Raw genomic sequence first — 22,117 nt, 5'->3', positions numbered from 1 at the left:
GCAATGGATAAACCGACTCTGATCATCATCGGCAACGGTATGGCGGGCATACGGCTGGCAGAACGGCTGTGCGAACAGGCACCGGAGCGTTTTTACCTGATGATTATCGGCGATGAAAATCATGCCGCGTACAACCGCATTTTGCTCACGCCGGTCTTATCAGGTGAAAAAAGCCCGGATGACATCACGACGCATGATACGCACTGGTACACACGTCACAACGTCACGTTTATGGCCGGTATTGCCGTGACAGACATTGATCGCCACGCCCGTCTGGTGCGGGCGGGCGGACAGACGCTGCGTTATGACCATCTGGTGATCGCCACAGGATCGCGCCCCTTTATGCCGCCGTTGCCGGGTTCTGATTTACCGGGGATCCACGGTTTTCGTAATCATCAGGATGTCGCGGACATTCTTCGGGGGCATTACGCCGGGCAACCGGCGGTGGTGATCGGCGGCGGCGTGCTTGGTGTGGAAGCCGCGGCTGCGCTGGCGCTGCGCGGAATGCAGGTGACGCTTTTACACCGTGGCCTGCATCTGATGGATCAGCAACTGGATGAAACGGCCGGGGGATTGCTTCGCGAGAGTCTGTCGGCACGCGGAATTGACACCCTTTTGCAGGCAGAAACGGCGTCTTACGTTGCCAGCGCCACGGGGAGTCTTCAGGCCGTGAAGCTCGGTTGCGGACGCGAAATTCCGGCGCAGCGCGTGGTGGTGGCAGCCGGTGTCCGGCCAGATATCACGCTGGCACAAAACGCCGGGCTGCTTTGCGGACGCGGCATTCTCGTCGATGACCAGTTGCAAACGTCTGATCCGCATATTTCGGCCATCGGCGAATGCTGTCAGCTGGGTGAACTGACGTTCGGTCTGGTCGCACCGTGCTGGCAGCAGGCCGAAGCGCTGGCGGCACGGCTGGCGGGGAAAGAGATACCGCCTTTCTCCACGCAAAATGTCCCGCTGCGTTTAAAAGTCACGGGCATCAGTTTGTTCTGCGTCGGGGATTTACACCCGACGCCGGAGGCACAGATTCACCGCACATTCGATCCGATTGAAGGGCACTACCGTCGCCTGGTGATGCGCGATAACCAGCTGAAAGGCGTGCTGCTGTGGGGCGATATCGGCGACGGCGCGGGCTATTTATCCCGCCTGAGTATTCCACCAGAACAGCAGGCACCGCTGAGCGTTTTTAATCCCGATGAACCGCCTGCGATGAAAATAAAACCGTTAACTGATCCGTTATCCCCGGAGATAGCGAGGAGCAATGTGATGTCTAAACCCGTATTAGTCATGGCCGGACACGGCATGGTCGGCCACCATTTCCTGCAACAACTGGTGGCGCGCGAACTGCATTTGCAATACCAGATCATTGTGTTTGCTGAAGAAAAATCACCGGCCTATGACCGCGTTCATCTTTCGGAATTTTTCTCCGGGCGCAGTGCTGCCTCGCTGTCGATGGTGGAAGACGGCTTTTTTGAATCCACCGGTATTGAATTACGCCTCGCGCACGGCATCGAACATGTCGATACCCAACACCGTTTTGTGGTTGACCATCAGGGGCGACAGACCGCGTATGACGTACTGGTGCTGGCGACCGGCTCTTATCCGTTTGTGCCGCCGATACCGGGCAACGATGCGCCGGGGTGTCTGGTGTACCGCACGCTCGATGATCTGGCGGCGATTCAGGCCTGCGCGGCAAACGGGAAGACCGGCGTGGTGGTTGGTGGTGGTTTACTGGGGCTGGAAGCCGCCAATGCGCTGAAACATCTCGGACTGCAAACCCACGTCGTGGAGTTCGCGCCACGGCTGATGGGTGTTCAGCTTGATGAAGGCGGCGCAGGGATGTTGCGCCGTAAAATCGAAGCGCTGGGCGTACAGGTCCATACCGGTAAAGAAACCCGCGCGATTGTCGCCGGTGAGACGGGCGGCTACCGCATGGAGTTCGCTGACGGCAGCCATCTGGATACCGACCTGGTGTTGTTCTCGGCCGGTATCCGTCCGCGCGATCAGCTGGCGAAAGAGTGCGGGCTGGAGGTGGGGCCGCGCGGTGGCATCGTGATTAACGATCAGTGCCGGACATCCGATCCCGCCATTTTTGCCATCGGCGAATGCGCACTGTGGAATGGTCAGATTTTCGGGCTGGTTGCGCCGGGCTATCAGATGGCGCGAACGCTGGCGGATACGCTGTGCGGCAGTGACGTGGCGTTTAAAGGTGCGGACATGAGCACCAAACTGAAATTGCTGGGCGTTGAAGTGGCCTCGGTCGGCGACGCGCACGGACGCACGGCGGGCAGCCAGAGTTACAGCTGGGTCGACGGCCCGGCGGACATCTACAAGAAAATCGTGGTCTCCGGCGATGGCAAGCGTCTGCTCGGCGCGGTGCTGGTGGGCGACAGCACTGAATACAGCACGCTGTTACAAATGATGCTCAACGATATGCCACTGCCCGCACGTCCTGAAGGACTGATATTGCCTGCCAGCGCGGGCGCAGCGCCGCAAAGTCTGGGCGTTGCGGCACTGCCGGATGGCGCGCAAATTTGCTCCTGCCACAACGTCAGTAAAGGCGATATCTGCGAGGCGGTGAAAGGCGGCTGCGGCGATATGGCCGCGATAAAATCCTGCACAAAAGCAGCGACCGGCTGCGGAGGCTGTGCCGCACTGACCAAACAGGTGATGGAATATGCGCTGACAGAAATGGGCGTCGAAGTAAAAAAAGACGTTTGCGAGCACTTTGCCTATTCACGTCAGGAAATTTATCACTTAGTCCGTCTGGGCAATATCCGCACCTTCGAAGAACTTATCCATAAACACGGTCAGGGAACAGGGTGCGAAATCTGCAAACCGCTGGCCGGTTCCATTCTGGCGTCATGCTGGAATGATTACGTGCTTAAACCCCAGCATTTGCCGTTACAGGATACGAATGACCGCTACTTTGCCAATATCCAGAAAGACGGCACCTATTCCATCGTTCCGCGTATTCCGGCCGGAGAAATTACGCCGGACGGGCTGATCGCCATCGGTCTGGTCGCCAGACGCTATAACCTTTACACCAAGATCACCGGCGGCCAGCGTGTCGATTTGTTTGGCGCGCGCCTCGAACAGTTACCGGAAATCTGGCAACAACTGGTGGATGCGGGTTTCGAAACGGGTCACGCCTACGGCAAATCGCTGCGCACCGTGAAATCCTGCGTCGGTTCTAACTGGTGCCGTTACGGCGTACAGGATTCCACGTCGCTGGCGCTCAGGCTGGAGAACCGCTACAAGGGCTTGCGCTCACCGCATAAAATCAAAATGGCCGTTTCCGGTTGCACCCGCGAATGTGCGGAGGCGCAAAGCAAAGACGTCGGCGTGATTGCGACTGAAAAGGGGTGGAACCTCTATGTGTGCGGCAACGGCGGCATGAAACCGCGTCATGCCGACCTGCTGGCGCAGGACATGAGCACGGAAGACCTGATCCGCACGGTCGACCGTTTTCTGATGTTTTACGTCCGGACGGCTGATCGCCTGCAACGAACCAGTACCTGGATGGATAATCTCGAAGGTGGCATGGATTATCTGCGGCAGGTGGTGATCGACGACAGCCTGGATATCGCCGCCGAACTGGAAAATGAAATGGATGCCGTGGTCGGCACCTATCAGTGCGAATGGCAAACGACGCTGGCCAGCCCTGACCGTCTGGCGCTGTTCCGGCCTTTCGTCAACAGCCAGGAACCGGATGAAGCGGTAGTCATGGTCACGGAACGCCAGCAGATCCGCCCGGCCACGCCACAGGAACGTGCCCGGATGCCTGCCGTCACGGTGAATCAGCCGCAGATGGCGGTACACGGATGGGTCGAGTTGTGCGATCTGAGCGCCATCCCGGTGAATGCCGGTATGGCGGCGAGGCTGGCAAACCGGCAGATTGCGCTGTTTCATCTGCCGGACCACCCGCAACAGGTGTTTGCGCTGAGTAATCATGAACCGGACAGTGACGCAAACGTGCTGGCGAGAGGGCTGGTGGGGGATGTGAAAGGGGAACCGGTGGTGATTTCCCCGCTGTATAAACAGCGTTTTCGTTTGCAGGACGGTCGCAGCGTTGACGACGCGCAGAATGTGCTGAGTGTCTGGCCGGTGAAAATAGAAGAAGGCCGCGTCTGGGTGCAGGAAGTGCCGTCTGTCGCAGAATCTGTCTCCGCTGAAATTATCGCCACGGTCAGCTTATGAATAAACCCTCTGCATCAGAAACCACGCTGACAACCTGCGCCTATTGCGGCGTCGGGTGTGGCGTCAGAATGCAACCACTGGCTGAAGGTTTTGCCGCCAGCGGTGACCCGGTTCACCCGGCAAACCACGGGCGGCTGTGCGTGAAAGGCAGTGCGCTGGGGGAAACGCTCGGATTGCAGGGGCGTTTACTTCACCCTGAAATTAACGGTCAGCGGGTGAGCTGGTCTGAGGCGCTGGACGCGGTAGCCACCGGATTGCAGAAGGTGATCCACGAACATGGTCCGCAGGCGGTGGCGTTTTACGGCTCCGGTCAGCTACTGACGGAGGATTATTACGTCGCCAATAAACTGATGAAAGGATTTATCGGTGCCGGAAATATGGATACCAATTCGCGCTTGTGTATGGCGTCGGCGGTTGCCGGGTACAAACGCGCATTCGGCGCGGATGCCGTGCCGTGCAGTTATCAGGATCTGGAACAGGCCGATTGTGTGATCCTGACCGGTTCAAATACCGCCTGGGCACATCCTGTGGTTTATCAGCGGCTGGTGCAGGCCAAAAAAGAGCGGCCGGAGATGCGCATCGTTGTGATTGACCCGCGCCAGACGGCCACCTGCGATCTGGCGGATTTGCACCTTGCCTTGCGTCCGGGGAGTGATGCTGCGCTGTTTTGCGGTGCGCTGAATGCGATGGCGCAGACCGGCAAACTGGATACCGACTTCCTGCGCGATCATACGCAGGGCGCGGAAGACACCTTACTGGCCGCCCGGGACTGGACGGCGGCGAAAACCGCGGAATTTTGCGAGCTGACCGTGGCGCAGTTGCTGACCTTTTACCACCTGATTGAAAACAGTGACCGGCTGGTGACGGTCTATTCGATGGGCATCAACCAGTCCAGTTCGGGCGTGGATAAATGTAACGCCATTATCAACTTACATCTGGCGACCGGCAAAATCGCCAGGGAAGGATGCGGGCCTTTTTCAATTACCGGTCAGCCCAATGCGATGGGTGGCCGCGAAGTGGGCGGGCTGGCGAATCAGCTTGCGTCGCATATGGGCTTTACGCCCGCCGATATTGACCGCGTCGGCCGCTTCTGGAAGAGTGACAACGTCACTCATTCCGCCGGGCTGAACGCCGTAGAATTATTTCGCGCTATCGGAGAAGGACGCATCAAAGCCGTGTGGATTATGGGCACCAATCCGCTGGTGTCGCTGCCGGATGCAGACCGCGTGCGGGCGGGGCTTGCGCGTTGTCCGCTGGTGATTGTCTCCGACATTATGCGCGATACGGACACCACCCGCGCCGCACATATTTGCCTGCCCGCGCTGGGATGGGGTGAAAAAAATGGCACGGTGACAAATTCAGAACGCCGCATTTCACGTCAGCGGGGCTTTCTGCCTGCGGCCGGGGAAGCCAGACCGGACTGGTGGATCCTCAGTCAGGTCGCGCAGCGGTTAGGATTTGGCGCGGCGTTTGCGTGGACGCATCCCGCAGAAATTTTCCGCGAACATGCGGCGCTTTCCGGTTTTGAGAATCACGGGTCACGGGCCTTTGATATCAGCGCGCTGGCGCACCTTTCCGATCAGCAGTGGGACGAATTGCGACCGGTACAGTGGCCGGTCAATGTGCAAAATCCGCAGGGCACCGCACGTCTGTTCGCTGACAAGCGGTTCTTTCATCTGGACGGGAAAGCGCAGCTGATCGCGATCACACCCGTGTTACCGGCCAGCCAGCCGACGGCGGCGTATCCGCTGGTGATGAATACCGGCCGTATACGCGATCAGTGGCATACCATGACGCGAACCGGCAAATCGCCGCGCCTGATGCAACACATCAGCGAGCCGTTTTGTCAGTTTCATCCCGACGATGCCCCGCAAATTCAGCAGGGCGATCTGGTGCGCGTCGCATCATCGCATGGCTGGCTTTTACTGCGGGCGCAGCCGGACAGCCTGCAACGGCGCGGCAGCGTGTTTGTCCCTATGCACTGGAATACGCAATTCAGTCAGCAGGCGCGGGTGGATGCACTGATTGAGGCGCATACCGATCCGCTGTCGGGGCAACCTGAAAGTAAGCACATGCCGGTCAGTCTGCGGCGATGGAAAGCGGCGTGGCAGGCCGAGTTATTTATTCGCGGCGAGGGCGTTGCGCCACCGTCCACGGCGTACTGGAGCCGCATCACTCAGGCGGGGATCACGCACTACACGCTGGCCGACACCTCACAACCTGAAGACTGGCGCGTCTGGCTGGATGAACAGACCGGCACAGACCTCCGGATATGCCAGACCGCACAGCTGGGTGAGGACGGATTTAATCTGCTGGCGTGGTCCGGCGGACAATTACAACTGGCTTTCTACGCAAGCCGCAGACCGCCTTCACCGGACCGGCAGGCTGTTATCGCGGCCTTTGCCCGACCTCCGGAGAGTGCGCAGGCCCGTCTGGCGTTGCTGGCCGGTCGCGCAGGCGGTGATAAGGCTCCGACAGGTGCCATCATTTGCAGCTGTTTTTCCGTGGGTGAAATCCCGGTGACTGACGCTGTCCGGCGCGGTTGCCACACGGTTCAGCAGCTCGGCGCGGCGCTTAAATGCGGCACGCAATGTGGCTCATGCATCCCTGAACTTAAAAAAATTATTGCCGGCCAGCTCGCCATGCTGCCGGCGGGAGACAGCGAATGAACATTCTGGAAACCTCATTACAGGAACAGCAAATCGCCCGGCTTCTGGCGACGGCGAACAGGCGTGATCCGGTTTCTCGCGGTGAAGTCTGGCTGACCGGTGCCGGGCCGGGAGATGTCGAACTGCTGACACTGAAAGCCTTGCGGGTGATACAGCAGGCCGATGTCGTGGTTTTCGACAGGCTGGTCTCCGCGCCGGTAATGGCGCTGATCCCGGAAGACGCATTGCGTATCGACGTGGGTAAATCAACACGTAATCACACACTCGGGCAGGATGAAATTAATCTGTTACTTGTGGATCTGGCGCGTGCCGGTCACCGGGTGGTGCGTCTGAAAGGCGGCGATCCCTTTGTCTTTGGCCGTGGCGGTGAAGAGATGGCGTTTTGTCAGCAAAATGGCGTGCCGTGCCATATTGTGCCCGGCATTACCGCCGCGATGGGCTGTGCGGCAGCGTGCGGGATCCCGCTGACGCACCGCAGTCTGGCGCAGTCGGTACGATTTGTGACCGGGCATGGCGCACAGGGTGATCCGGATTTCGACTGGTCAGCGCTGGCGATGGCAAATCAGACACTGGTGTTTTACATGGGGATTGCGAACAGTGACAACATCAGTCAGAAACTGATGACCCACGGATTGCCCGCACTGACACCGGTTGCCGTCATTGAGCGCGGAACACAACCGGAACAACGGGTGATCACCGGTACGCTGGATTCACTCGGGCAGATCATTACAGAGAATCAGGTGGAAACACCGGCGTTGCTGATTGTCGGCGATGTGGTGGGAATGTACCGGGCAAAGTCCGCGCCACAGGTTTACGGATTAAGTGAGAACCGGGTGAACGGATTTGCAGATATTGCGGACTTGTCGTTTCAACAAACGACGATGGTGCAGGGCTGATTATCAGGGGGGAAGCGCATTTGCCTCCGCCCCTGATTTCATTTCACGTTAACACTTAGCGGTCAGGACTCAGACTCGGTCTTCTTCCCCGCCAGCAGCGCCAGAAAGTCATATTTCTGCTGCAATTCCTTCTCCGCCGCCGCATACAACTGCGCCGCCACTTCAGGTTGTTGCGCATTCAGCCTTCTGAACCGCTGCTCATTATTGAGCGTATCGGTCAGCCCGCTGGAAGGCGGCCTTGAATCGAGCGCCAGCGCCGGTTTGCCTTCTTCCACGCGACGCGGATCAAACCGGTACAGCGGCCAGAAACCGGTGGTGGTCAGCTGCTTCATCTGATCATGGCTGAGCGCCAGGTCGTAACCGTGTTCTTCGCACGGGCTGTACGCGATGACAAGCGACGGCCCCGGATAGGCTTCGGCTTCCTGAATGGCTTTCACCGTCTGGTTGAGCTGCGCGCCGAGGGAGATTTGCGCTACATACACATGACCGTACATCATCATGCTCACACCCAGATCTTTACGCGATTTGCGTTTGCCCTGTTCGGCGAATTTCGTGACCGCACCCAGCGGTGTGGCTTTCGACTGCTGCCCGCCGGTGTTGGAATAACACTGGGTATCGAGCACCAGTACGTTGACGTTTTCCGTCAGGCTCAGGACGTGATCCAGCCCGCCGAAACCGATGTCATACGCCCAGCCGTCGCCGCCGATCAGCCAGATGGATTTATCCACCAGATAATCCGCGTCGGTCGCCAGCTGGTGCGCGTCCGGCGTATCAATACCGGCCAGAATTTTACGCAGCGCGGTCACATGCTCACGTTTGACTTCCGGCGTGGACGTCTCATCGCGCAGGCCACCCAGCACTTCAGCCGGGATATGCGGCTCCAGCGATTCCACCAGACGCAGCACGCGGCGGCGATGCTGATCGACCGTCAGACGGAAGCCCAGCCCGAACTCGGCGTTGTCTTCAAACAGGGAGTTTGCCCACGCCGGACCGCGGCCATCGGCGTTGGTGGTGTACGGCGTTGACGGTAAATTACCGCCGTAAATGGACGAACACCCGGTGGCGTTGGCTATCAGCAAACGGTCGCCGTACAGCTGCGTCAGCAGTTTGATATAAGGCGTTTCGCCACAACCGGAACAGGCACCGGAATACTCAAACAGCGGTGTGATCAGCTGCGAGGTGCGGATATCAATGCGTTCCAGCGTCGTTTTATCGATTTCCGGCAGCTTGAGGAAGAAGTCATAGTTGGCGCGCTCTTCCTCAAGATGCTCGATGCGGTCAGCCATGTTAATGGCTTTGATGGACGGATCCTGACGGTCTTTCGCCGGGCAGACTTCCACACACAAATTACACCCGGTGCAGTCTTCGGGCGCGACCTGCAACACGTATTTCTGGCCGCGCATGTCGCGCGATTTTACGTCCAGCGATTGCAGCGCGGCAGGGGCGTTTTCCAGCGTATCCGGCTGAACCACTTTGGCGCGAATGGCCGAATGCGGGCAGGCGGCGACGCAGTGGTTACACTGCGTACACAGATCTGGCTTCCAGATCGGCACTTCTTCGGCAATGTTGCGTTTTTCCCATTGCGTGGTGCCGGTCGGCCAGGTGCCATCCGGCGGGAACGCAGAAACCGGCAGGGCGTCGCCAAGCCCGGCCAGCATGGTGGCGGTAACGGTTTTGACGAAATCCGGTGCGGCATCTGAAACAATCGGCGGACGTTTGCGCGGATTTTCCGGAATAGCCTGCAACGGCACGGCGACCAGCTCTTCCAGCGTGGCGGCCAGCGCCATCCAGTTGCGCGTGACCACGTCCTCGCCTTTGCTGCTGTAACTGCGGGCAATCGCGCCCTGCAATTCTTTCAGCGCTTCGTCGCCCGGCAGGATTTGTGTCAGGTGGAAGAACGCCATCTGCATAACGGTGTTAATACGCGCACCGAGTTTGCACTCGCGGGCAATTTTCGCCGCGTTAATCACGTAGAAACGGGCTTCGCGCTGAATCAGCGTCGCCTGCACTTCCAGTGGTAAACGCGCCCAGACTTCATCAGCGCTGAACGGCGTGTTAAGCAGGAAAATCCCGCCATGGCGCAGACGTTCTGCCATCTGATACAGATCGATAAACTGCCACTGGTGGCAGGCAACGAAATGCGCCTGGCTGACCAGATACGCGGATTTGATCGGCTTTTCACTGACGCGCAGATGCGAAACCGTCAGGCCACCGGCCTTTTTGGAGTCGTAAACGAAATAACCCTGCGCGTACATCGGCGTGCTGTTACCGATGATCTTGATGTTGTTTTTGGTCGCTGACACGGAACCGTCGCTGCCCAGCCCGTAGAACAGGGCTTCCAGTGATGCGTGCTGCGGTAAGTCGTCTTCAACCACCGGCAACGAAAGGCCGGTGACATCGTCATAAATGCCGACGGTGAAGCGCGGACGCGGTTTGCTGAGCGCCAGTTCGCGGAACACCGACAGTACGCAGTCCGGCCCGAATTCTTTTGACGATAATCCGTAACGGCCACCGATCACTTTCGGCAGCGAATCGCGCTCGCCACGGTTATAGGCTTCAGCCAGCGCGGTCATAACATCGAGATACAGCGGTTCGGCCAGTGCGCCGGGTTCTTTGGTGCGGTCCATCACCGCGATGCTTTTCACGGTTTGCGGCAGCACGGCCAGCAAATGTTCAGCGCTGAACGGACGGTATAAACGCACTTTCAGCACGCCAACTTTCTCGCCGCGCGCATTCAGGGTTTCGATCACTTCTTCGGCGGTGCCGATCCCGGAACCCATCAGCACGATCACGCGCTCTGCCTGCGGATCACCGACGTATTCGAATGGCTTATATTCGCGGCCGGTGAGGGCGGCGAACGCATTCATCGCATCGATAACGTGCTGGCAGGTGGCGTTGTAATAGGGGTTTGTGGCTTCGCGGGACTGGAAATAGGTGTCCGGATTGGCGGACGTGCCGCGGATCACCGGATGATCCGGTGACAAGGCGCGGGCGCGGTGTGCGTCAATCTGCGCCTGCGGCAGCATCTGCTGGAGCGTGTCGTCGCTCAGTGGCGCGATTTTATTGATTTCATGTGAGGTACGGAAACCGTCAAAGAAATGAATAAACGGTACGCGGCTGTTGAGGCTGGCGACCTGCGAAATCAGCGCGAAGTCCTGTGCTTCCTGCACGCTGGCGGCAGAGAGCAGGGCGCAACCGGTCTGGCGCACGGCCATGACGTCGGAATGATCGCCAAAAATCGACAACGCGTGCGTCGCGACAGTGCGGGCGGCGACGTGCAATACGAAGGGTGTCAGCTGACCGGCCAGTTTGTACAGCACCGGGATCATCAGTAACAAACCTTGTGACGAAGTGAACGACGTCGAAAGGGCACCGGTCTGCAATGCGCCATGTACGGTGGAAATCGCACCGGCCTCGGACTGCATTTCCATCACCGTCGGGACATCGCCCCATAGGTTTTTCTTTCCTTCGCCTGACCAGGCGCCGGCAATTTCGGCCATAGTGGAACTTGGCGTGATCGGGTAGATGGCAATCACTTCGTTGGTGCGATAGGCCACGGAAGCAACTGCATTATTACCGTCAGTAGTGATCATGGAGTACCTTTTGCTTTGCTCACAAAAAAAAGCGGCCAGTGGAAAATGGTTCACCGGCGAGAATGTTAAAAGCTTAGCAGAGGGCGGAATAATCGATTTATCCTGATTGTGTTAAGGGGTTTTTATTCGGGGAGTGAATGAATAAGGCGCATTAACGCGATAAAAAGTTTCGGGTAGTGAATAAAAAGTCGATTTTTTTAGGAAAAAGTTGATGTTCTTTTGCAGGAGTGCTCGACGCGGGAGAAAAACGTCGGATATGATGGCGTTTCGAAAAAATATCCCCGTCATAGTCAGGAGCAGGACAGATGAACACTGCGTTTCGCGTGTTACTGGCTGCTGGTGTGCTGGTCTTAGCCGCATGCAGCAGCAATGATGACGTCCCACAGAAAGGCAACAGCGTGAATGTTGGTCAGCGCACCATTAATATGGACAGCCCGGCATATGCAGCCTGTTCAATGGCCGGCGGACAATTGCGCATGGCGCCGCAGCTTGATGGCAGCCGCATTGGTATGTGTTCGATGTCCAATGGCCGCCAGTGCTCAGAAAGCACTTTAATGCAGGGGCTGTGTAAAGCCTGACGAAACGCCAAACATCCGCTTGGCGTTTTTGCATCTAAAGTGCGCGGATTACATCCGGTCTTTCAGGCGGTACACCAGCGTATGCTTGCCTTGTTTCAGGGTCAGCTTCTGTTCCTTCAGGGAAACGGCCGCGCCGTTGTTCAGCACATCACTGATCACGTGATCCCATTTGTTCAGGTTCTGATCCGCACACATCATCATGGTGGAAGCCAGGCCTTTCACGGTCAGCACATTATCTTGCAGTTTTCCCTGCCCCATAAAGTTGTTACACATTTTGCCGGATACGTGCATATTTGAGCCGAACTCAATTTCCGGAATACGGCCTTGTGCCGCTGGCACCGTCTGACCATCGACGCTCAACAGTTCAAAGCGGTGGTGTTGCAGATCGGTTTGTTTAAGCGGGGGATTTTGATTGAGGCTACATGCGCTCAATGTAACGGCGGCTGCCAGAATAAACAGTGACTTCTTCATCTTCTCTCCTGAGAAACGTTCCTTTTGCACTCATCATATCGATACATTCAACTGACTTATGCGGTTTTTGTTGGTGTATTATAGCGTGAATGAGTTCACGAGTTAAACCCTGTCGTAACCGGCTATGTGTTTCATTGCCAAATGATACCGTCCTCCACAGCAATTGTTCCCCCGATATGTTTTTCCCTAATTAGAAAAATTCTGTCATTCGCAGGTATTTGTGAAAGTGAAACTAATATCACTACCGCTTACGTGCCAGTGCCACCCCGATATGTAGACTTGGCATCATTATTACGGTCTAATCATTACATTAAGAAAATATTATTAATAATAGAAATTAAGTTTTAAAAAATACAACGCATCACGGCAAACTGGTGGGGATATGAAAGTTCTGCGGGTCGATGATTTTTTTCTTTCAGATGATCATGCTTTTAGTTTGTTCGATATGCACCATCAAATGAAAGAGGATGTTCACGGGCATGAGTTCGATGAGCTGATTATTGTCCGGCAAGGCAGCGGGTTTCATATAATTAATGACCAGGTGGAATTTATCTGCCAGGGAGATTTCTTTCTGGTATCGGCCAGTGATGTGCATTGTTATGAATCCGCAAACGACTTATCGATTATTAACATCCTTCTGCACACAAGCAGACAATTTCATTTCATAAAGAATACTGACGTGTTAAAAGAAACAATCCGTAAACAGAGGTCATTAAAGTTAAAAAAATCAGGCTTGGACGAAAATGAAATGGCCGAGGTTATCCGGCTGGCTGAATTCGTTAACAATAAACATGATCTGGAGTTTGATTCGGATTATTTTTCCGCCACGGAATCGGCACTCTTCACCATTATCAGCATATTGTTTCGGTGTGCTAACAAAAAAGAAGATAAAACAGACAGCCTGGAAAACGGTAAGCGCTATCTGATTAATTACTTACGTAATAACTACTGCGAGAACATTAACTGGAAATTTTTGTGTGAATCCAGCGGCGTGACTAAAAGAACTATGTTTCGTTTTATAAAGCAGATCACCGGTTATACGCCTGAAAAATTCCAGCTGCATTTCCGGTTGCTAAAAACACAGGAATTGTTACGGACTACGGATTATGCGGTCAGTGAAATTGCCCAGATGTGTGGATTTAGTAGTCCTTCACGACTTACGGAAAATTATAAGGATCAATTCCAGCGAACCCCCTCTCAGGAGCGTATTCGGGTAAGTAATAGTGTCATATTAAATTTAGTTAATTAAAGCAATGGGTAAGTAATAAGGCTGATATTAAGTATTATTCAAAAGGTGAGCGTAACCCTAACTTTTTAAGGTAATCATTATGACTATAATAAAAAAGCCTAATCCCTGGTATGTAGGTGTTGTGTCAGGGATGGCATCTTATATTGATTCTGCGGCTATTGTATCAAATGGTACTGCTCTGGTTATCTATCAAAAATCCATAGGCACAACATCAGCTGAAATAGGCATTCTTTCTGGTGTATTAACGCTGTGTATTGCTCTGGGGGCTTTATTAGGTGGCCGGTTAGGCGATTGTTATGGCAGACGGAAAATTTTCATTGCGACGATGATGATGGTTATCGCAGGCTCACTTCTGCTGTCCTTCGGTAATGACTTTACTGTGTTGTTGGTCGGGACTCTTTTTGTCGGGTTCGCAACGGGTGCAGACCTTCCTGTTTCACTGGCGACGATTGCTGAGGCAGCAACGGATAAAAATCGCGGCAAAATTATCGGATTATCCAACCTTCTTTGGTTTCTTGGGATTGTCACCACGATGGCGATTTCCGCGTTGGTAGGCGGTTGGGGGCGTACAGGCGGTCAAATTATGTATCTGCATGTTTGTGCCGTTGCCGCGGTGTTACTGGTGCTTCGCTGCACGATACCAGAGTCACCGATGTGGCTTACCGCAAGAAACGAGCGCAGAAAAGGGGTTGCTACCGTGCGTGCCCAAAAAGCATCGTACAGGGATCTGATCCAGGGCAAGTACCTGTTGCCATTCACCTCGTTGTGCCTTTTTTATCTGTTCACGAATCTTGCGGCCAATACCGGCGGGCAGTTCGGCACTTATATTGCGGTGAACGTCGTTGGTCTCACTGTGGAAAAAAACTCGCTGTGGAATTTACTGACCATGCCCGTTGGTGTGATCGCGGGCATAATGTTTATGCGGTTTGTTGATACCCCTAAGCGTATCCCGGCATTTATCGCCGGTGCGTTCTGTTTCGCGGGGGGCTTTTTTCTGCCGGTTATTTTCCAGTTCTCACCGCTTTCCTGGTTTTCTTGTCTGTTCTTTACCGCAATCGGCAGTGGGCTTGCTTTTGAAGGCATAATGAAAGTCTGGTCGCAGGAGTCATTTCCGACCATGCTCAGATCGACTGCGCAAGGCATCATTGTGGCAATTTCCAGATTATCTTGCGGGCTGCTTGCTTTCGTTACCCCCTTATTACTGGATGCGGGGCCTGGCACGTTATATTCCATTTTATCCACGATTGTCGCTTTGGGGCTTTTTGTCGGTTGGCTGTGTTTTCACGGCAAACAGCGGAATGAATTTAAGAGTGAAGCTGAAATTGCAGTTGAACAATACCGCCATTTACCGGCTGAAATGCCACTCGAAAAAATGTAGCTATCAGACGTATTCTTTCTATAAAGGAGTGCCTAATTATGTTGTCCGTTTCCAGGTTAACGCTAAATCAGGAATGTTATTTACAGGGGGTTGACTGTACTCCTGTTATTGGCTGGGAAATAAAAAGCAGTAACCGTAATGTCAGGCAGATTTCATATCATATACAAATCGCAAACGATAAGAATTTTTCTGACGTGTTCTTTGACAGTGGAATTGTGCCGGAAGAAATATCCAATAATATTTCAGTCGGTGATTTATCATTGGCGCCGTCTTCCCGATATTTTGTCCGTGTACAAATTGAGGATAACCATGGTGAAATCAGTGCATGGAGTGAGATCGCACAATTTGTTACCGGGCTATGCGGCAGTCCCTGGCTGGCCAGTTTTATTACAGGCGAAAGCAGTGAGGCCAAAAAAAGTTCTGCGGCCACCTCTCTGAGAAAAGAATTTCACGTCAGTCATGAGAAAGAAATTGCATCAGCATTTGTGCATGTAAGTGCGCTGGGGCTTTATCAGCTTTATTTAAACGGCAAGAAAATCGGCAATGATGAACTGACGCCAGGATGGACCAGTTATCATCATCACTTACTTTATCAGACATACGATGTGACCGGTTTGCTGGAGGACGGAATAAACGCCTTTGGTGCATTGCTGGGCGCGGGTTGGTATAAAGGTGATATGGGATTCACGCGTGACCGGAATTATTACGGCGAACAAACTGCGCTGATTTGTCAGTTAGCCATCCATTATGCCGATGGTTCTGAAGAGGTCGTCATTACCGATGAAAGCTGGAAGAGCGACAGTTCACCTGTTCTTTTTTCTGAGATTTATGACGGTGAAATTTATGATGCCAGAAAAGAACAGGCTGGCTGGAAAAATAAAAATTATCCGGCTACCCGCTGGCAGGCGGTAAATGTTATTGATTATGATAAGTCGACATTAACGGCACAAGGCACTTGCACCGTACGCCAGATAGAAACCCTGAAGCCATTGGCAGTTATTATTACGCCACAAGGTGACCGGGTTATCGATTTCGGGCAAAACCTGAGTGGCTGGGTCGAATTTAATGTGACGGGGCGCGCCGGAGAGAAGGTGATATTACGCCATTTCGAAGTGCTGGATGCGAAAGGAAATGTCTATCTCGATAATTTACGGTCGGCACAGCAGAGGATTGAATATTATCTGAAGGGGGGCGGTGAGGAAACGTATCACCCACATTTCACCTGTCAGGGATTTCGTTATATAAAAATAGAAGAATATCCTGGCGAGCTGAAACTGGATAATTTCAAAGCTATCGTATTACATTCCGAAATGACGCAGACCGGCCAGTTCTCCTGCTCGAATCCGGATATTAATCAACTTCACCACAATATTTTATGGGGGCTTAAGGGGAATTTTGTCGATGTCCCGACAGATTGCCCGCAACGCGATGAGCGTCTTGGCTGGACAGGAGATGCGCAGATATTTTGCCGGACAGCCAGCTACCTGATGCAGACGCGTAATTTTTTTGCCAAATGGCTGACCGATTTGCGATTCGACCAGACCGCAGAAGGCGGTGTTCCTCACGTCATTCCCGATATTCTGACCGGCCATTGTAGCCGCGACCGCCTGTTATCGGACGGCGGGACGGATTCAGCGTCAGCGTGGGCAGATGCGGCCGTGATCAACCCGTGGACGATGTATCTGATGTATGGCGATACGCGGGTGCTGAAAAACCAGTATGAAAGCATGAAGGCCTGGATCGACTTTATGACTGAACATTCTGAAAATAACATCTGGCACTACAAGTTACAGTTCGGGGATTGGGTGGCGCTGGACGCAAAAGAAGGGAGCTATTTTGGCGCAACGCCGAATGACCTCACCTGCACAGCTTATTATGCCTGGTCAACATTGTTATTTGCCAGGGCGGCGAAAGCGCTGAAGCGGATGTCCGATCATGAAAAATATCTCAAACTGCATCAGGATATCGTCCGCAGTTTTCAGAATGAATTTTTTACACCGACCGGCCGTCTGGCGTCGGGAACACAAACTGCACATATTCTGGCGCTGTATTTTAATCTGGTACCCGATGTTTTCCGGCAGAAAACGGCGCAGAGGCTGGTTGAATTGCTCCATGAACAGGGTGGGCATCTGGTTACCGGTTTCGTCGGTACGCCATATTTCTGCCATGCCCTCAGTCAGAATGGCTTTGCGAAGGAAGCCTGGGATCTGTTGTTGAAAGACGATTTTCCTTCCTGGTTGTATCAGGTAAAAGCGGGGGCGACCACCATCTGGGAACACTGGGACGGCATCAGACCGGACGGTTCAATGTGGAGCGCGGACATGAACTCATTCAACCATTATGCCTACGGGGCGGTGGGTGAATGGCTCTATCGCGTGGCGGCTGGCATTGAAGTGGATGAGGAGCAGCCCGCATTTAAACACGCGGTAATCAGCCCGGTCATCGGCGGTGGGCTGGACTGGCTCAATGCGGACTATCATTCCCTTTACGGTGAAATATCTGTGCACTGGAAAGTCACGGGCGATAGTCCCCGGGGCAAAAAAGTGGTGCTGGACGTCAACATTCCTGCCAATACGTCTGCGACGATAACGCTGCTTTTGGCAGAATGCATAGTCGAGTCCGACGGCATTGATTTTATGCATGATGCAGGCGGGTTATCGGCAAAAGTGGGTTCCGGACATTATCACATTACCTATATTCTGCGCGATTAACCCGGCACAGAGCCTGGCCGGAGGGCGTAGCCGCCTGCGCCTTCCGGCCCTGAAATGATTTCATCTTCCGCCCGTCATCTGCCCATCATAAAACCGTCATTTTACCCCGCTAGGTTATGCCCATCACAGGTCAGAGAGACGTAACGCGGCATGAGCTATTTATCACTCCATCACATCCAGAAATCCTGGGGGAATAAAATTGCACTCAACGACATCAGTTTCGATGTGGAAGAGGGCGATTTTATTGCTTTACTCGGGCCTTCCGGCTGCGGGAAATCGACCATGTTACGTGCTATTGCCGGGCTGGAGTCGGTTGACAACGGGGCTATTTATTTTCAGCAATCGGATGTCACTGCGCTTTCACCTTCCGAGCGTAAGTTGTCGATGGTGTTTCAGTCTTACGCGTTATTCCCGCACATGAGCGTGCGGGAAAATCTGTTGTTTGGCCTGCGTGCGCGTAATGAAGACAAGCGCCAGTTTGCCGCACGTCTGGGAGAAGTGAGCAAACTGATGGAGCTCGGGCATCTGCTCGACAGGTTACCCTCGCAACTTTCCGGCGGGCAGCAGCAGCGTGTGGCGCTCGGGCGTGCGGTGATCGCCAACAATAAACTGTGCCTGATGGACGAACCGCTTTCTAATCTCGACGCCAAGCTGCGTCAGAGCATGCGCCGCGAAATTCGTGCTATTCAGAAAAAACTCGGCCTGACCATGCTGTATGTCACCCACGATCAGACCGAAGCGATGAGCATGGCTGATAAGATCATCCTGCTCAACGATGGCCGCATTGAACAGCACGACACGCCGGACAACCTTTATAACAACCCGACCAGCATTTTTGCCGCGCAATTCATTGGTGCGCCACCGATGAACATCCTGCCGCTGGAACACCGCGGTGCCGGTCATTTCCTTGCCAATATGACGGTGCCGGTGGTGGACAATATTGACGAAGAAGGGCTGAGCCTTGGCCTGCGCGCAGAAGATATTCATCTGGTTTCCCCGGAACACGCCAGCCTTAACGGGCAGGTAGTCAGCGTTGAATATATGGGGGCGGACACGCTTGTGGCCTGCGCTTTAACGGGTTGCCAGGAACTCCTGACCGTCAAAGTAGCCGGTATGAAATGCTTTGCTGAAGGTCAGGTGGTGGGGCTGCAATGGGGAACCGGTGCACAATATTTTTTCTTCACAGCGGGCGGCAGGCGCTGCTACCACGCTGAACAATCCTGTTTGCCTTTAGATCAACGTGTTGCCGTGTAGTTATCACTTTTTTGCTCTCTTTTATTCACTCTTACAACGACTATTGCCAAAGGGAAGACTATGTCTATCGCGCACCGCTTTTCACGTCTGGCCACTGCTGTTCTCTTAATCACCGGAACGTCGGCCTTTGCGGCGGATCCTGTGAAATTGCAAATGTACTACCCGATTGCCGTTGGCGGGAAGATCAGCCACACGGTAGATACGCTGGTAGAAGATTTTCAGAAAACGCACCCTGATATCAGCATTCAGCCGGTCTATACCGGTGATTATGCAACGACGGTAACCAAAGCGCTGACGGCATTTCGCGGTGGCAATGCCCCGCAAATTGCAGTGATCGGCGACATCGAAGCTTATTCCCTGATTGATGCAGGCGCGATCCTGCCGGTCAGCGATCTGGCGAATGACGCTGAGGGCAAAAAGTGGATTGACGGTTTTTATCCGGCCTTTATCCGCCACATTCAGGACAAAGTGTGGAGCATCCCGTTCCAGCGTTCGACGGTCGTGATGTACTGGAACAAGCAGGCGTTTGAGAAGGCGGGGCTGAACGGTGATACCCCGCCAGCCAGCTGGCAGCAGGTGGTTGATTTCGGTAAAAAACTGGTTATCCGCGAGGGTAATGACGTCAAACAGTGGGGTATTGAAATCCCGTCTACGCCAAACGGTTACTGGAACTTCCAGGGTATCGCGGCGACCAACGGTAGCCACCTGGATAACGGCAAAGGGACGGCAGTCACCTTTGATACACCGGCCAATATCGAAGCGTTGCAATGGCTGACGGATCTGGCGCAGAAAGACGGCGTATCACCAAAAGGCACCATTGCCTGGGGCACTACGCCGCAGGACTTTATCGACGGTAAAACGGCCATGATGGTGACCACCACCGGCAATCTGACGACTGTACGCGATAACGCGAAATTCCCGTTTGGTGTGGCGATGTTGCCTGAAAAAACCCAGCGCGGCAGCCCGACCGGCGGCGGCAACCTTTACGTCTTCAAAAACACCACGCCGGAACAGCAGAAAGCGGCAATGGAATTTATCCGCTGGGTATCAGCGCCTGAGCAGGCGGCACGCTGGAGTATCGCGACCGGTTACGTGGCGACATCGCCAGCGGCCTGGGAAACACCGGTCATGCAAGATTACGTGAAACAAGTCCCGCAGGCACTGGTGGCGCGCGAGCAGTTGAAATATTCACAGCCGGAGCTTTCGACATACAACAGCGTGCAGATCCAGGAACTGCTAAATCACGCGATCGAAGCCTCTGTCACGCAGGCAAAAACGCCAGCAGATGCGCTCAGTTCCGCGCAGAAACAAGCTGACCGCCTGCTGAAACCTTATCAATAACAACGGTAAGGAACCGCATGAGCATGCTTCATTCTGTCGTACCGGCTGCACGTAAACGCCGGCTGTCATTACAGCTGTATGGCTATCTGTTGTTGTTGCCGGCACTGGGTTTTTTACTGCTGTTTACTCATTACCCGGCGCTGGCGACAGTGTGGGAAAGCCTGTTCAGTGCGGCGCGCAGCGGACATCCGGCACAGTTTGCCGGGCTGGATAACTACCGTGCGCTGCTCGATGATGACGTGTTCATGCTGTCTTTACGCAACAACCTGTTGTACGCGGTCATCACGATCCCGCTCTCTGTGGTGCTGGCGCTGATGATGGCGCTGGCAGTGAACCGCCGTCTGCGCGGTAACGCGATGATCCGCGCCGCATTTTTCATTCCTTCACTATTGCCGATGGTAGCCATTGCCAATCTGTGGCTGTTTTTTTACACCCCGCAACTCGGTTTGTTAAACAAAATGCTGGCGCTTTTCTCGCTGCCAGCTGTCAACTGGCTCGGGGAACCGGGCACGGCGCTTTACAGCCTGATGGCGGTTTCGGTATGGCGTGAAGCCGGTTTTTTCATGATTTTTTATCTGGCTGCGCTCCAGCAGATTGACCCGAGGCTGGCGGAAGCCGCACAAATAGAGGGCGCGTCACGAAGCTATTTTTTCCGCCGCGTACAGTGGCCGCTGCTGATGCCGACGACGCTGTTTATCCTGATTAATGCCTCGATGAATGCCTTCAGAATTGTCGACCAGGTGATCGCCATGACCAATGGCGGGCCGAATAACAGCACCAGTTTGCTGCTGTTTTACATCTACCGCACCGCATTCAGTTACTGGGATTTACCGGCTGCCTCGGCGATGACCGTGGTGCTGCTGGTGATCCTTGCCGCCATTGCGCTGATCAAATTTAATTTGCTGGATAAAAAGGCACATTATCAGTGAGCATCACTCTGACCCTTACCCCGGCACGGACATTTTCTTTACGCCGCCTGTGCCTGAACCTGGCCATCTGGCTGGCCGCCTTGTTGTGGTTTTTACCGGTGCTGGTCGCCATCTGGGTTGCTATTCATCCGGCGTCTGCGCAGGGCAGTTTTTCTCTGTTTGCCCCGCTGACGTTACAAAATTTCATTCACGCCTGGGGCGCAGCACCTTTTGCCCGCTATTTCCTGAATACGACTTTGCTGGTGCTGATGATTGTCGTCTGCCAGCTGATCCTTGCCACACTGGCGGCTTACGCACTGGTGCGTTTCAAACTCAAAGGCGGTGGATTTATTTTTGCGCTGGTGCTGTTGCAACTGATGATCAGCCCCGATGTGCTGATCCTCAATAACTACCAGACGATTGGCGCGCTGGGATTGCGCGACAGCCTGCTCGGGATTGCACTGCCTTATTTCGCGTCAGCCTTTGCGATTTTCCTGCTACGCCAGACCTTCAAGAGCATCCCGCTGGTGCTGGAAGAAGCGGCGATTGTCGAAGGTGCCAGCCGCTTCTACATTCTGCGCAAAATCTACATTCCGCTGGCGAAACCGATTTATGTCGCTTTCGCCCTGGTTTCTATCAGTTTCCACTGGAACGATTTCCTCTGGCCTCTGGTGATCACCGACTCCGTGAAAGTGCGCCCGGTTACCGTCGGGCTACAGCTGTTTTCTGCGCCAGAGCAGGGCGTGCAGTGGGCGCTCATCAGCGCCGCGACCCTGATGACCGTTTTGCCATTACTGGTGCTTTTCCTTATTTTCCAGCGCCAGTTTGTTCAATCTTTTATGCGGGCAGGGATCCGGTAAGTTCCCGAC

Annotated in this window: 13 protein-coding genes; 11 read left to right on the top strand and 2 right to left on the bottom strand. The window is 54.4% G+C overall.

Going from position 1 to position 22,117, the window contains the following annotated elements; all coding sequences use genetic code 11:
* The first annotated feature begins 3 nt into the window (after positions 1 to 3).
* Genes nirB through cobA form a run of 3 tightly spaced genes read left to right on the top strand, consistent with a single transcriptional unit; the run spans position 4 to position 7,765 of the window.
* On the top strand, positions 4 to 4,200 hold the full coding sequence (nirB, locus tag CWS43_RS20395; protein WP_101078916.1) for a nitrite reductase large subunit NirB: 4,197 nt from the start codon (positions 4 to 6) through the stop codon (positions 4,198 to 4,200).
* On the top strand, positions 4,197 to 6,869 hold the full coding sequence (locus tag CWS43_RS20390; RefSeq protein ID WP_101078915.1) for a nitrate reductase: 2,673 nt from the start codon (positions 4,197 to 4,199) through the stop codon (positions 6,867 to 6,869). The genes nirB and CWS43_RS20390 overlap by 4 nt, the downstream gene beginning before the upstream one ends.
* Entirely contained in the window at positions 6,866 to 7,765 is a 900-nt protein-coding gene (cobA, locus tag CWS43_RS20385; RefSeq protein WP_101078914.1) for a uroporphyrinogen-III C-methyltransferase, read from the top strand. The genes CWS43_RS20390 and cobA overlap by 4 nt, the downstream gene beginning before the upstream one ends.
* 62 nt (positions 7,766 to 7,827) lie before the next feature.
* On the opposite strand, the gene nifJ is transcribed toward cobA, so the two are convergent.
* Positions 7,828 to 11,358 carry a pyruvate:ferredoxin (flavodoxin) oxidoreductase gene (gene nifJ, locus CWS43_RS20380; RefSeq protein WP_101078913.1) on the bottom strand — a complete coding sequence of 1,177 codons (3,531 nt, stop codon included), beginning with the start codon at positions 11,356 to 11,358 and terminating at the stop codon, positions 7,828 to 7,830.
* A 305-nt stretch (positions 11,359 to 11,663) separates the two neighbouring features.
* On the opposite strand from nifJ, the gene CWS43_RS20375 reads away from it, so the two are divergent.
* Positions 11,664 to 11,936, top strand: a complete 273-nt coding sequence (locus CWS43_RS20375; protein WP_101078912.1) for a DUF333 domain-containing protein — start codon at positions 11,664 to 11,666, stop codon at positions 11,934 to 11,936.
* Between the two features lie 48 nt (positions 11,937 to 11,984).
* On the opposite strand, the gene hslJ is transcribed toward CWS43_RS20375, so the two are convergent.
* Positions 11,985 to 12,407, bottom strand: a complete 423-nt coding sequence (gene hslJ, locus CWS43_RS20370) for a heat shock protein HslJ (RefSeq protein ID WP_101078911.1) — start codon at positions 12,405 to 12,407, stop codon at positions 11,985 to 11,987.
* 382 nt (positions 12,408 to 12,789) lie between these two features.
* On the opposite strand from hslJ, the gene CWS43_RS20365 reads away from it, so the two are divergent.
* The 7 genes from CWS43_RS20365 to CWS43_RS20335 all read left to right on the top strand — a co-directional run bounded on the left by CWS43_RS20365 (position 12,790) and on the right by CWS43_RS20335 (position 22,108).
* A complete protein-coding gene (locus tag CWS43_RS20365; RefSeq protein WP_101078910.1) occupies positions 12,790 to 13,656 on the top strand; it encodes a helix-turn-helix domain-containing protein in 867 nt (288 codons plus the stop codon).
* Between the two features lie 79 nt (positions 13,657 to 13,735).
* Complete coding sequence (locus tag CWS43_RS20360; RefSeq protein WP_101078909.1) at positions 13,736 to 15,034, top strand: MFS transporter; 1,299 nt, start codon at positions 13,736 to 13,738, stop codon at positions 15,032 to 15,034.
* 194 nt (positions 15,035 to 15,228) lie between these two features.
* Complete coding sequence (locus CWS43_RS20355; RefSeq protein ID WP_232777109.1) at positions 15,229 to 17,745, top strand: alpha-L-rhamnosidase; 2,517 nt, start codon at positions 15,229 to 15,231, stop codon at positions 17,743 to 17,745.
* A 150-nt stretch (positions 17,746 to 17,895) separates the two neighbouring features.
* On the top strand, positions 17,896 to 18,999 hold the full coding sequence (locus tag CWS43_RS20350; RefSeq protein WP_101078907.1) for an ABC transporter ATP-binding protein: 1,104 nt from the start codon (positions 17,896 to 17,898) through the stop codon (positions 18,997 to 18,999).
* Positions 19,000 to 19,059: 60 nt separating this feature from the next.
* Positions 19,060 to 20,340, top strand: coding sequence for an ABC transporter substrate-binding protein (locus CWS43_RS20345; RefSeq protein ID WP_101078906.1), 1,281 nt, complete (start codon positions 19,060 to 19,062; stop codon positions 20,338 to 20,340).
* A 17-nt stretch (positions 20,341 to 20,357) separates the two neighbouring features.
* Entirely contained in the window at positions 20,358 to 21,269 is a 912-nt protein-coding gene (locus tag CWS43_RS20340; RefSeq protein ID WP_101078905.1) for a carbohydrate ABC transporter permease, read from the top strand.
* On the top strand, positions 21,266 to 22,108 hold the full coding sequence (locus CWS43_RS20335) for a carbohydrate ABC transporter permease (RefSeq protein WP_232777107.1): 843 nt from the start codon (positions 21,266 to 21,268) through the stop codon (positions 22,106 to 22,108). Before CWS43_RS20340 ends, CWS43_RS20335 begins: the two co-directional genes overlap by 4 nt.
* Positions 22,109 to 22,117: the final 9 nt, after the last annotated feature.

The organism is Rahnella sp. AA (assembly GCF_002834385.1).
Lineage (GTDB): Bacteria > Pseudomonadota > Gammaproteobacteria > Enterobacterales > Enterobacteriaceae > Rahnella.
Note: the sequence above shows the minus strand (reverse complement) of the source record. Positions and strands in the feature narration are given on the sequence as shown.